General features: G+C 68.0%; 10 protein-coding genes. 1 reads left to right on the top strand and 9 read right to left on the bottom strand.

Annotation, left to right across the window (positions count from 1 at the left end; translation table 11 throughout):
- Positions 1-35: 35 nt before the first annotated feature.
- On the top strand, positions 36-581 hold the full coding sequence (locus BJQ95_RS07655; protein WP_165384910.1) for a hypothetical protein: 546 nt from the start codon (positions 36-38) through the stop codon (positions 579-581).
- A 28-nt stretch (positions 582-609) separates the two neighbouring features.
- On the opposite strand, the gene BJQ95_RS07650 is transcribed toward BJQ95_RS07655, so the two are convergent.
- The 9 genes from BJQ95_RS07650 to BJQ95_RS07610 all read right to left on the bottom strand — a co-directional run bounded on the left by BJQ95_RS07650 (position 610) and on the right by BJQ95_RS07610 (position 12889).
- The gene (locus tag BJQ95_RS07650; RefSeq protein WP_256041575.1) at positions 610-2268 is read right to left on the bottom strand and encodes a cellulase family glycosylhydrolase; all 1659 of its coding nucleotides are present in this window, start codon (positions 2266-2268) and stop codon (positions 610-612) included.
- Between the two features lie 158 nt (positions 2269-2426).
- Complete coding sequence (locus BJQ95_RS07645) at positions 2427-2912, bottom strand: aromatic ring-opening dioxygenase LigA (RefSeq protein WP_130178219.1); 486 nt, start codon at positions 2910-2912, stop codon at positions 2427-2429.
- Positions 2913-3088: 176 nt separating this feature from the next.
- Entirely contained in the window at positions 3089-3982 is an 894-nt protein-coding gene (pflA, locus tag BJQ95_RS07640; protein ID WP_205750149.1) for a pyruvate formate-lyase-activating protein, read from the bottom strand.
- A 46-nt stretch (positions 3983-4028) separates the two neighbouring features.
- Positions 4029-6296 (bottom strand): formate C-acetyltransferase, encoded by a 2268-nt coding sequence (gene pflB, locus BJQ95_RS07635; RefSeq protein WP_130178218.1) that lies wholly within the window; start codon positions 6294-6296, stop codon positions 4029-4031.
- A gap of 198 nt (positions 6297-6494) precedes the next feature.
- The gene (locus BJQ95_RS07630) at positions 6495-7442 is read right to left on the bottom strand and encodes a sucrase ferredoxin (protein ID WP_205750148.1); all 948 of its coding nucleotides are present in this window, start codon (positions 7440-7442) and stop codon (positions 6495-6497) included.
- Positions 7439-8707, bottom strand: coding sequence for a cupin domain-containing protein (locus tag BJQ95_RS07625; protein WP_256041574.1), 1269 nt, complete (start codon positions 8705-8707; stop codon positions 7439-7441). Before BJQ95_RS07625 ends, BJQ95_RS07630 begins: the two co-directional genes overlap by 4 nt.
- The gene (locus BJQ95_RS07620) at positions 8707-8961 is read right to left on the bottom strand and encodes a BatC protein (protein ID WP_130178217.1); all 255 of its coding nucleotides are present in this window, start codon (positions 8959-8961) and stop codon (positions 8707-8709) included. The genes BJQ95_RS07625 and BJQ95_RS07620 overlap by 1 nt, the downstream gene beginning before the upstream one ends.
- A gap of 278 nt (positions 8962-9239) precedes the next feature.
- A complete protein-coding gene (locus BJQ95_RS07615) occupies positions 9240-10799 on the bottom strand; it encodes an HNH endonuclease signature motif containing protein (RefSeq protein WP_256041573.1) in 1560 nt (519 codons plus the stop codon).
- 701 nt (positions 10800-11500) lie between these two features.
- A complete protein-coding gene (locus BJQ95_RS07610) occupies positions 11501-12889 on the bottom strand; it encodes an FAD-binding oxidoreductase (protein WP_130177940.1) in 1389 nt (462 codons plus the stop codon).
- Positions 12890-13083: the final 194 nt, after the last annotated feature.

The following is a 13083-nucleotide window of genomic DNA, read 5'->3' as shown; positions in this document are numbered from 1 at the left end:
GGCTAGAGTTGCGTGTCACGATCTCTGGAGGAAAGATGGCCGGACCGGTTATGCCCAATGTGCCCAGCAGGCGCAACGTCAAGGCGCTCACGGATGCGATCGCCACCCTGGAATCCGGAACGCCCGTCTCCGCCATGTTCCTGACCAAGCGGTACGGGGCCTTCACGATCGACGGCGCCGCGTTCATCTCCGCGTCGGTGAAGACCCTCACCATCGGCGGCCGGTCCATCGAGCAGAACCTGAAGCCGCACAAGTCCTTGCAGGCCCTGCAGCCGCTCGAGCCCGACGCCGGCGCTGAGCCCGGCGCGGACGGTGCCGCCCCCGTCGTGGCCCACGGCGACCTCGTCTCGGTGAACTTCATCGACCCGGCCTACGGGTCGTTCACCGTCACCGGAGTCGGAGTGGCGTCCACGGTGAGCGATGTGGTGCTGGTCGGCGGGTGGTTCGTGAGCCAGGCCGGAACGACCGCTCCCCGTGTTGTGAGTGTTGAGGTGCTGGCCGCCAGCGGCACCCACGAGTACCCGCTGCCGCCGCGCATCGCGAGCTGGGGCGAAGACGCGGAAGCCGCGACCGAGTACTAGCTCCCGGTCACGGGCCGCCGGTCACGCGCTACCGGGTCGTGACAGTGAGCTTCGGTGACGCCGGCGCCGCGGTGGCCGCCACCTGAAGCCCGACGCGCACGGTCTGGCCTGAGGCCACCCGGCCGGCCCAGTCGGCGCCGGTGCAGGTGATCGAGACCCTGGCCTTGAGAGTGCAGGTCATCCCCCAGGCGTTCACGATCCCGGTCGCGGTCGCATCCGGCCAGGTCACGGTCCAGCCCGCAACCCCTGTGGTGCCGGTGACCATGATGTCGGCGACATAGCCCGCACTCCAGGAACTCTGCAGGTTCCAGGCGACAGTCGCGCCGGCGGCCGGCACCGGAGTGGCGGTCGGCTTCGGCGTCGCCGTCGGCGTGGGCGTCGCCGTCGGCGTGGGGCTGGCCGTCGGCTTGGGCGTCGCGGTCGGCGTCGGGCTGGCGCTCGGCGTCGGGCCGGCCGTCGGCTTGGGCGTCACGCTCGGCGTCGGCACCGGCGTCGCACCCCCGGCCAGCAGCGGTACCAGTACCGCGAGCTTGGCCGCCTGCGGGGTGACCCAGTCGTCGGCGATGATGCCGCCGGTGTCGCCGCTGTTGGGGTTGAACGACCAGTAGGCGAAACTGATCTGATTCGTCGACAGGTAACCCACCAGAGCGTTCATCCACGTGGTGTCCGAGGCGGTCTCGAGCTTGCTGCCGAACTCGCCCACCAGTACCGGCGCAATGCCCCGCTTGCTGATGTATCCCCAGTTGGCGTCCCACACCGCGGTGAGGTTGGCCGGATAGTTTGCCGCGGCGAACCAGGTCTGCGGGTACACCGACGCGGGGTAGTCGTGCGGTGAATAGACGACCTGGTTGGCCACCTCGAGGGTGACGGGCTTGGTCGCAACGCCGCTCAAGCCGCCGCCCCACCAGGTGGACGAGCCGGTGGCCTGGTTCTCGATGCCCTCGACCAGGATCAGGAGTTTCGGGTTGACGGCCAGCACGGCGTTGCCGCCGCGGGTGGCGGCCGCCTGCCAGTCGGTGGCGGCGTTGCCGCAGCCCCAGCAGGCCGGCCCGTGCGGCTCGTTGTGCAGGTCGAAGCCGATCACGGTGGGGTCGTTCAGGTACCGGGTCGCCAGCGCGGTCCAGTCGGCGATCCAGCGCGCCTCGCTGTACTGGGCGGTGTACCAGAGCTCGGACTGCGAGCCGGAATCCGGGCGGTGCCGGTCCAGAATCACGTTCAGCCCCACGGCAGCGGCTGTGCTGATGAGGATATCGAGGACCTGCTGCGGCGTCTTGCCGGCCAGGTCGGGGTTGACCGCGTAGTCGATCGAGCTCGTCGAGGCGGCGGCCAGGCACTCGTTGGAGAACGGCACTCGTACTGTCGTGAAGCCCATCGACTTGATCTGCGCCAGGCCTGCGGCCAGCGAGATGGTCCAGAGGCCGTGCGGGGCGCAGTTCGAGGTCTCCAGGCCGAACCAGGACACGCCCTTGACCACATACGGGGCACCGGAGGCGGTGACGATACTGCCGCCGGAGGTGTGCAGCCACCCGGACGGGGTCGGTGCCGTGGCGGCGCTCGGGGCGGGCGGGACGGGTGCCGCGGCTGCCGCACGCTCTGCCGGAACTGCGGCGGAGCCTCCGGCCACCAGCACCACGAGCGCGAGCCCCGTGATTGCACGTCGGATGCGTGACGAAAGGTGCGCGCTCATCTGTCCCCCAGGTAGGTGGGCGCCGTGAGTTTTAGTGGCCCCTGGCTCACACTAGGGCCAGCATCGCTTCCCCGGTTACGTGCGACCCTTTTTGCAACCGCCCGGGAACGAGAAAACGACCCGGCAGCCGGCTGCCGGGTCGTTCTGAGGGGTGACGACTACGCGCGGACGCCCGTGGCAGTGGTCTTCTGGGGCCAGGCCGGAGCGAGGGTCAGGATGGCCCAGCCGAACAGGCCGGACAGGACGCCCATGCCGATGGCGAAGGCCGAGACACCGAAGGAGACAACCGAGGTGAAGAGCGAGGTGCGCAGGAACGACGCGTTCATGACCGTCGCGCGCAGCGGGTCCTCCTTGTCGAGCTCGGCGTAGGTCTTGCCCTCGGCCATGGCGAGGGCGTGGTGGTTGATGATGTCGGCCTGCGCGTACGCGGAGAACGGTCCGACGACCGGGGCACCGGCGAGGAAGGACGCGTCCTCGGCGACGGTGATCTGCTCGGCGGCGAGCTGCGAGGAGACGACGCCCCAAACCACGCCTCCGCCGATGATCATGACCACGGCGCCGAGAATTCCGGCCCAACCGATGAGCTTGAGGACCTTGACCTTGGTGTCGCTCAGGGTGGTGGCCGGAACTGTTGCTGTTGACACGGTGTTGCCTTTCGTTGTGATTCTGAAGATACTCACAGTCTGGCAGCGTTCGGTTTTCCCAGTCAGGGTACAAGGTCCCTGGCCGCGGTTTTGCGTCAGCTAAAGCGCTGGTCAGAGCGAAAACGACCTCACACATTTATATGCGTAAGGCCGGTATCGGTCGGTGTGTCCGATTTTTAGAAGACGGTGAGACCCCGCGCCTCGAACTGCCCGCGCACCCGGTTCAGCAGGTCGTTCTCCGGCGGGTGCACGCCGTGCAGGGGGTACGGAATGCTCAGACGGTCCCATTTGTCCTCGCCCATCTGGTGGAACGGCAGCACTTCGACGCGCTGCACGTTGGGCCAACTCTTCACGATGTCGACAACGGCTTCGACGTTGTCGACGGCGTCGGTGAGCCCGGGCACCAGCACAAAGCGCACCCAGACCGGTATGTTGCGCTCGGCGAGACGGTCGCCGAACGCGATGGTGGGCGCGAGTTCGCGGCCGGTGACCTTCTTGTAGGTCTCTGGCAGACCCGACTTCACGTCGAGCAGGACGAGGTCGATGTTGTCGAGCATCTCGTCCGAGGCGCTCTTGCCGAGGTAGCCGGAGGTGTCCAGGGTGGTGTGCACGCCCAGGGCGTGCGCCTCCTTGAACATCCGCTTGACGAACGCGGGCTGCATCAGCGGTTCGCCGCCGGAGATGGTGAGGCCGCCGTTGGTGGCCTTGAAGACACCCAAGTAGCGGGTCATCCGGGCGACGAGTTCCTCGATGGGAGTGACGAGGCCGTCACGCATCTTCCAGGTGTCTGGGTTGTGGCAGTACTGGCAACGCAACAGGCAGCCGGAGAGGAACAGGGTCATGCGGGTGCCGGGGCCGTCAACGGCGGTCACCAGCTCCCAGGAATGCACACTGGCGACGGTGCCCTCCCGGATCGCCTTCATCTCGAGGGTGTGCAGCTCGGCCTTGCGGTCGGCGTCATTGAGGGCGCTGACGTCATCGGAGACGGGCGCCGACAGGTCGACGTGCTCTCCGGAAAGTTCGACTACAGGACAGGCAACGCTAGGGAAGCCGAGGTTGATCGCGGTCATTGTCTCGTCCTACCTAGCGTTGCCGGTCATGTGTTAAGGAGATTCTTTAGTGCGAGTGGAACGTGCGGCTGATGACATCCATCTGCTGCTCGCGGGTGAGGCGAACGAAGTTCACGGCATAGCCGGAAACGCGGATTGTCAGCTGCGGGTAGTTCTCCGGGTGCAGCATCGCGTCCTCGAGCGTCTCTTTGTTGAGCACGTTGACGTTCAGGTGGTAGCCGGTGGCCGACGTGAAGGCGTCGAGCAGGCCGACCAGGCTGGTGATCTGCTCGTCCTTGGTGTGGCCGAGGCCGCTCGGAACGACGGTGTTGGTCAGCGAGATGCCATCCTGCGCCTCACTGTACGGGAGCTTGGCGACACTGAGTGCCGACGCGAGCATGCCGTGCGTGTCGCGGCCGTTCATCGGGTTGGCACCCGGTGCGAACGGCTCACCCTTGCGGCGACCATCGGGCGTGTTGCCGGTGGCCTTGCCGTAGACCACGTTGGACGTGATCGTCAGGATCGACTGGGTGTGGATGGCGTCCCGGTAGGTCGGGTGCTTGCGGATCATCGTCATGAAGCGTTCCATGACGTCGACCGCGATGGCGTCGACCTTGTCGTCGTCGTTGCCGAAGGTGGGGAACTCGCCCTCGACGGTGTAGTCGACAACCAGACCGGTCTCATCGCGCACCGGACGAACCGTGGCGTACTTGATGGCGGACAGCGAGTCGGCAACCACGCTCAGGCCGGCGATGCCGCAGGCCAGGGTGCGGATGATTTCCTTGTCGTGCAGTGCCATCTCGAGGCGCTCGTACGCGTACTTGTCGTGCATGTAGTGGATGCAGTTCAGCGCGGTGACGTAGGTCTCGGCGAGCCACTCGAGGGTCTCGAGGTAGGCCGGGAAGACGGTCTCGTAGTCGAGGATCTCGTCGGTGTTCGGGGCGGTGGCCGGCGCGATCTGCTTGCCGGACACCTCGTCCTTGCCGCCGTTGATCGAGTACAGCAAGGCCTTGACGGCGTTGACGCGGGCTCCGAAGAACTGCATCTGCTTGCCGACCCGCATCGGGGAGACGCAGCATGCGATCGCGGCGTCGTCACCCATCTCGTTGCGGATGAGGTCATCGGATTCGTACTGGATGGCCGACGTGTCGATCGAGACCTGGGCGCAGAAGCGCTTGAAGCCCTCGGGCAGCTTGTCGCTCCACAGCACGGTCAGGTTCGGCTCGGGTGCGGGGCCCACGTTGTACAGGGTCTGCAGGAAGCGGAACGCGGTCTTGGTCACCAGCGGGCGACCGTCTTCACCGATGCCGGCGAGCGACTCGGTGACCCAGGTGGGGTCACCGGCGAAGATCTCGTCGTACTCCGGGGTACGGAGGAACCGGACGATGCGCAGCTTGATGACGAGGTCGTCGATGAGCTCCTGGGCGCCTTCTTCGGTCAGGGTGCCTGCGGCGAGGTCGCGCTCGATGTAGGCGTCGAGGAAGGCCGCGTTGCGGCCGAACGACATTGCCGCACCGTTCTGCTCCTTGACGGCACCGAGGTACGCGAAGTACAGCCACTGAACGGCTTCCTTGGCGGTGGTGGCGGGCTTGGAGATGTCCGAGCCGTAGCTGGCGGCCATCTGGACGAGCTCCTTGAGGGCCCGGATCTGCTCCGAGTTCTCCTCGCGGGCACGGATGATGTCCTCGGTCGAGGGCTCCATGTCCAGCTCGGCGCGGTCGTTCTTCTTGCCGACGATCAGGGCGTCGACGCCGTACAGGGCAACACGACGGTAGTCACCGATGATGCGGCCGCGGCCGTAGGCATCCGGCAGGCCCGTGATCAGGTGGCTGCTGCGCGCACGGCGCACGCCGGGAGGGTAGACGTCGAAGACGGCGGTGTTGTGGGTCTTGCGATAGTCGGTGAAGATTGTCTCGAGCTCGGGCGACACCGGGTAGCCGTAGGTCTCGAGCGAGGTGGCGACCATGCGCCAGCCGCCGAAGGGCATGATCGCGCGCTTGAGCGGCGCGTCGGTCTGGAGGCCGACGATGACCTCGTTGTCCTTGTCGATGTAGCCGGGCTTGTGCGCGGTGATAGACGACGGGGTGGTCGCATCGATGTCGTAGACGCCCTTTTCGCGCTCGACCGGGAACATCGCGGACAGCTTTGCCCAGATTCCGGTGGTGCGCTCGGTGGCGCCGGCGAGGAAGCTGGCGTCGCCGAGGTACGGCGTGTAGTTGCGCTGGATGAAGTCGCGCAGGTTGATCGAGTCCTGCCACGGGCCGCTGACGAATTCGGCCGGGCCGGTTTCTGCGAGACCGTGCTGGTCGCTTCTGATGCCATCTGTGACGGTCATATGGTGTGCTCTCCTTGTAGGATCGAGGCTTTCCCGCTGACTGGGTGTTTCACCCACCAGTCGGGCCACGAGAGCAGGACCACGAGGTACCAGCTAATGCCACGGTGCCGGTGGTTCGCCCTCTGTTCTGAACACTACCCTTCGAGCGAGTCCGCCAACCGGGACCTTGGTCCCGTATTCACCTCTACTCGGGGGGTCTCACCGGGCAGATATCGAGAGCAGTTCGAACTCCCGAACCGGCTGGGCGCTGCTGGCCGCGCAGGTGCTGAGAAGTGGCTCCGACCGGCTCTCGCCGAGCCGCACCACAAGGTGTTCTCCGTCGTGTTCACCGCCGTGTTCTCCGCCGTGCCTGAAGCACACGGTGTGCACTCCCCCTGACTCTGTCCAGGACTCGTATTCGAAGGCGTCGATGTGGTTGTCGCCCCGATTGGCGCGGGCGAAGGCGGCCGCCGCCTGCACCACGTTGGGCAGCGAACTGCGGCCTCGGAAGAAGCGCGGTTCGATGCGGCCGTGGAGGAAGGCCTCGACCAGGCCGGGGGCCTCGGCACCGCTCACCCGACCGTAGTACAGCCCGTGCGGGAACAGGATCATGGTGGCCGCGAACCTGTCGCCACCGAGGTGCGAGCACTCCCAGGTGCCGGCCGGGTACACCTCGGCGAGGGCGGTGACCACCGGGCGCCCCTTCACGGCGCAGCACTGGTCGTGCCTGGCGTGCGTGCACACGCAGATGAGCGGCTCGGTGGACGGCGTGCCGCTCGACCCGTCCAGCGGCACCCGCATCAGCTCGGCGGGGTCGGACACCGCTCCCCAGTGCACTCTCTCATGGCCGACCCTGGCATCCACGGCCGCCCAGCGCCACTCGGTCTGGGCACGGCGCTGCAGCGAGGTGCGTCCCGTGCGACGGATGGCGAGGGGGCGGATGCCGGCGGATTCGATCCGGGTGACCAGGGCCCTGGCAAGCGCGGGGTCCAGCGGCGACTGCAGGAAGGCGTGCGCGCCCCAGGCCCCGTCGATCTCGACGAGGAACCACCGTTCGCCGTAACCGGCCGTGCCCAGGAGGGGATCGCCGCGTTCCAGCGAGCGATCACTGCACGGCAGCCAGCCGGGAGCTGCGCTGTGCGCGTTGGGCAGGTCGGGCAGGCTCACCGCACGACCAGAACACCCTCGCGCACCAGGCGCCGGGCGACCACGAGAGATGAGGCCGGGTCCAGGCCGGCCAGGTCGCCGGCCTGCACGGTGTGCCCGGTGAGAATCTGGGTCAGGGCGTCGGTGGCCTCCGCGGGTAGCGTCACCGTCTTGCCCGGCAGCAGGAGCGCGACCTCGGCCCGGTCCAGACCCGGCCGCAGCCGGGCGTCGAGTCCCCGGCGGAGGCTCACCGTGGTGACCTCGTGCAGTGCGGCGGCGGCGGCGGCCGTCGCCAGGGGTGCGATCGGTTCGGTACCGGGCCGCACCCGGCGGGCCAGCCGCCCGGACACTTCCTGAGCGTAGGCCAGCGCTTGGGCCGCGTTGCCGTCATCGGTATCGTCGTTGGCCGTGTAGCGGGCCAGGGAGTGCACGACGTCGGCCAGCAGGGCGGCGACGGTCGCCGCATCCGTGAGGTCGATGCCGAGCGGAAGGGCGCTGCGCAGGCCGGTGTCGGCCGTGGCCTGGGCGACGGCCTCGCGCAGCACGTCGTGGCGGGTGAGGGCGGCGACGCCGAGGGTGAGGTGGATCGAGGTGCCACCGAGCGCGGTTGCCGAGTGGATCCAGCCCCTCGGCAGGTAGAGAACGTCGCCCGGCCTGAAGACCTCGTCGATGGCCGGGTCGCCCTGCGACTGCAGTTCCACGGCGCGCCGATGATCGCTCCACGGTTGGTCGCGGAGCGGCTGTGGGTGCACCGGCGGGTGAATGCGCCAGCGCTTCTCCCCTGCGATCTGGAGAACGAAGACATCGTGCACGTCATAGTGCGGATCGAAGCCGCGGGCGGAAGCCGGCGTGATGTAGGCGTTCACCTGAACGGGATGGCCGAGGTCTGTGATGAGTTGCCTGGTGAAGTCGGCCAACGACGGCCAGGTGCGGTGCAGCCCCTGGAGCACCAGCGTGGCTCCGCCGGAGAACTCGTCGAGCACCTTGTCGCCGCTGACCTGGTCGCCGATCTCCGCGCCGATTCCGCCCGGTGCCGTGTAGCGGCCGGGGTCAAGCACGTTGCCTTCCCGCGCCATGCGCACGAACGGTGTGCGCAGGCCGCGGTGGGTGACGAGCTCGTCGACGGCCTCGGCGGTGAACAGGTCATCGAAGTGGCTTGGCAGGGCGGCCGCTCGGGTGAAGAGCGGCTGACGATCCCAGTACTCTCCGGCGAAAGCATCCGGGGATACCGCCAGCAAGCGCGCGAGCGCGGGACGATCTCTCGTCCCGCGCCCCTCGCTCGTCATCAGGCAGTTCCGTCGGCGCCGCCGTCGTGGCCTTCGGGGTTGGCGCCGCCGTCTGCGGTGCCCTCACTCGAGGCGGAGCCATCGGCACCGCCGTCGTGGCCAGCCGGGTTCGCGCCGCCGTCAGCGGTGCCCTCGCCGGCGTCCGCGGTGCCGTCCGCACCGCCGTCGTGGCCTGCCTGGTTGGCACCACCGTCGGCAGTGCCCTCGTTCGAATCCGCGCCGGATGTGGTGATGTCGTCGTCATTGATGCCCACTGCGTACCTCCGTAGCCGTAACCGGGCGTCAGCTGACACCCAAGGCGATAGTACGACGCGGGCGGCCCGGATGGCAGTACTCCAGCCCGAAATACTCCAGCCGAAAATGCCCTCTGGCGGCCCCGAAACCGCCCAGGGAGCAGCGGAACCTCAGGTACCGATCTGGCGGGTCTACTCGAAGTGCCATCGGGTCCAGCCATCGGGTCCAGCCATCGGGTCCAGCCATCGGGTCTTGCCATCGGGTCTTGCCATCGGGTCCACCCGCCCTCACCGCCGGTCTACTCGTCCTGCCGTCGGGTTTCGGGGTCGTGGGCGCGGTGTTTTTCGGGTGTGCGCCATTTCCCGGTCGGGTCGATCCAGAGTGGTGCTTTCACCTGGGGTAGCCCGGCGACCATCCGGATCTTCCATCCGGCGGTGGTGATGGTGTGGTGGTGGTACCAGCAGAGCAGCACCCCGTTGGACACGGTGGTTTTGCCGCCGGTTTGCCAGGGGGTGACGTGGTGCACTTCGGTCCATTGGGGTGGGCAGTCGCAGCCCGGGATGATGCAGCCGCCGTCTCTGGCGGTGATCATTTTGCGTTGCATCGGGCTGAAACAGCGGGCCTTGCTGCCCAGGCCGAGGACGGCGCCGGTGCTGCCGAAGAAGATGGGTTGGAAGCCGCCGTTGTCGATCATCTGGGTGATGGTTCTCATCGAGATCGGCCCGTCGACCCCGTCGATCCAGCCCACCCCGGCCTGCTTGAGCAGGTCGGCCGCGTTCACGTGCACCATCACGGTGGGTGGCATGCCGCCCATGGTGGGGGTGCGGGGGTCTTGGGCGACCTGGACCAGGATGCCGCGGAGGATGTCGGCGCGCTTTTCGCCGCCGGTGCGTTCGTCGATCAGCTCGCCCGGCACCAACTCTCCGGCCTCGATGCGCCGTTGTTCCTCGGCGGAGGGGAAGGCGGGTGCGGAGCGGGCGGATTGGAAGGTGTTGAACAGGTTCTGGATCACACCCTTCAACTCCGGCGTCACGCCACCGCGGAGCGGGTGGAGGCCCCGGGTGAGCTCACCGAACGAGAGGGTCGATCTGGCTTCGAGGGTGGTCTCGTTCGGGGCGAGCCCGTCGGGGTTGAGCAGCGCTTGCATCCGAACGGCCAGGGGTCGGAGGTCATCGGCCGGGTAGGTGAACCCGTCGGAGTCACGGAGCCGGCGGATCGGACCGGTGAACCCGGTGCGGTAACCATCAGCGCCGGACTCAGCGTCGGTGCCTGTGCCTGTGCCTGTGCCGGTGCCTGTGCCGGTGCCCGTGCCTGTATCGGTGTCCGGGCCTGAGTCCGTCCCGGTGTTCGGGTAGCCAGGGCCGGGGATGCGGTCGAAGACCGACCCGGTGGCCCGTTCGACGAGGGTGATCTCGGCGGATTCGACGTCGGCCTGGTCGGCGTCGAAGCGGCCGTGCACCTTGTAGTCGGTCAGCCCTTTCACGATGGCCTCCGCTGCATCTACCCCGAGTTCGCCGGCTGTGAGCGCGGCGGCGACCGCGGGGAATTCCGGCTCGAGGACCTGACCGCCCAGGACTCTCGGGGCGACCTTCTCGCCCAACGCCAGGCGCCGTTTCATCTCCTGCCGTGACGCGAGGGTCAGCCGGGTGAGCAGGTCGTTTTGGTGTGACGCGCCCAACCGCCAGGCCATCGAGTCCCGGCCCAGCCCGGGCCGGGACCGGTAGCCGACCACGGTCGCCGCACCGATCCGCGCCGCGTCCACGGGACGCCCGGCGTGTTCGACCATCTGGGTGAACGCCACCACCTCCGCGTCGCTGAGAGCGTCCAGGTCGATCGACGCCAGCACGGCCTGCACCATCCCCGCGGCGTCTTCGAGGACCCGGAGTTTGTCACCGAACGCACCCGTGTGAGCATGTTGAACCCCGGGAAGCTCCGCCGGATCCCGCCACACGGGCTGCCCCACGCTCGGGCCACTCCGCGGCTGACCGGGATGAGTGCCCCGCGACCCATGAGCACGAGTGCGGCCCGGCCTGCCGGCGTCGGCACCGGACTCAGGGTTGCACAGCCCGCCGGCCTCAACGCCTGGCTCGGCGTCGGTGGCGCCGCCTAGGTTGGCAGCATCCGGGCCCGCATGATCCAGCCCCGCATGATCCAGCCCCGCATGATCCAGCCCAGTGACATCCGGCGCCGGAGCGGCCAGAGCGGTGTTCCAGTCGTGGAGATTCGGGCCGGCGGGAGGAGTTCCCGTCGGTGCGGTGGAGCCAAGTAGCTCGTCATCCATAACCCCATTCTCTCACAAATCAGAGATAAATGTGAGATAATGTCAAGTTTTTCACAAGGGAGTTTCAGAAGTATTTCCGACGCTCGAGTGGGCGGCTCGCGGCGTCTCGACACGCTCGAGCAGCAGGACGGTGCCTTCCCGGGGTCGGCGCACTGGGTCTGCCTCGACAGGATCAGGGCGGCGTCGACAGGGGTGTCCGACGGCGATGGGCCGGGCCGGGCCGAGCCGTTCCTGGCCACGCCACGCGATCGAGCGAGCGGGCCGACCGGGCCGCGGACCTAGAGCTTCTTGCCGGGGTTGAGGATCGAGTGCGGGTCGAAGGCGGCCTTCACGCGCAGTTGCAGGTCACGCAGCACCGGGCCGAGCTCGTCGTCGAGGTGCGCCCGCTTGAGCACGCCGATGCCATGCTCCCCCGAGGCCGAACCATCGAGTGAGATGGCCAGGTCGATCACCCTCGCGAACGCGGCATGGGCCTTGTCGATCTCGCCGGGCACCTCGGGGTCGTAGCCGATCACTGGATGCAGATTGCCGTCTCCGATGTGACCGCCGGTGCTGATCGGCACGTCGAGCTCCAGCGAGATCTCGGCGAGGCCCGTGAGCAGGGCGGGCAGCTGGGAACGCGGCACCGTGATGTCCTCGTTAAGGCAGCCGCCGCGCACGGCCTGCACGGCCGGGTGCAGCAGTCGTCGTGCGCTCATCAGTTGATCGAGCGACTCGGTGTCGTGCGCGATGGTGACCTCCGCGGCTCCCCCGGCGCGCAACATCCTGGCGTAGACCTCGACGTCGTCGTGGGCCTGACCGATCTGGTCGGACTGCACGAGCAGAAGCGCGCCGGCGCCGGAAGGCAGTGTCGAGGCCGGATCGAAGGCGTTGATGGCGGCGATGCAGGCACCGTCGAGAAACTCCAGCACGCTCGGCCGGCGATCGCCGGCGACGATGGCGTTGGCGGCCGCCAGGGCATCGTCGACATCGGCGAAGGTCGCCGCGACGCCCGAGGGGCTGCCGGGTTTGGGCAGGAGGCCCACGGTGATCTCGGTGATGATCCCGAGCGTCCCTTCCGAGCCCACCAGCAGTGCGGTGAGGTTGTAGCCGGCGACGCCCTTGATGGTGCGCTGGCCGGTGTGCACGATCGACCCGTCGGCGAGCACTACGGTGAGCTGGCGCACGAAGTTGCCGGTCACGCCGTACTTGACGCACAGCATCCCGCCGGCATTGGTGGCCACGTTGCCGCCGATGGTCGAGGCGCGCCACGAGCCGGGGTCCGGCGGATAGAACAGGTCGACGGCCTCGGCCGCACGGGCCAGCGCGATCGTGCGCACACCGGCCTGCACGGTCGCGGTCTGATTCGCGGCGTCGACGACGAGGATCTTCTTGAGCCTGGTGGTGCTGAGTACGATGGCGCCCTCGATGGAGTTCGCCCCGCCGGCCAAGCCCGTGCGGGCTCCCTGGGGCACGATCGGGATGCGGTGGGCGGCCGCGATCGTGACGACGGCGGCGACCTCCTCGGTGCTGGCGGGGAAGACCACGGCGAGAGGCTCGCCGCTCAGGGTGCCCTCCGACTGGTCGCGCCGGTTGCTCTCGGTGCGGGGGCCCGTCACGATCTGTGCGCTGGAGAGCACGGCGGTGAGTTCGGTGACAACTGCGGACGCGACGTGGGTCTCTGTCATGACTACCTCTGTTTGAAACGCACCTTCTGCCGGTGCCTCAATGGCACGCTGACTCGTCAGATCGCGCCCGGGGCCACAATTCTATGCGGGTGCTCTCAGGGTGACCTGCGCTTTGGCACGCTCCACGGTGCATTTCTGCACGCTGTCACCGCTTTGCATATCTCACCCTCGCTCCGAGCGCTAGGGGCCTTATG

The sequence above is a fragment of the Cryobacterium sp. SO1 genome (genome assembly GCF_004210215.2).
Classification (GTDB): Bacteria; Actinomycetota; Actinomycetes; order Actinomycetales; family Microbacteriaceae; genus Cryobacterium.
Note: the sequence above shows the minus strand (reverse complement) of the source record. Positions and strands in the feature narration are given on the sequence as shown.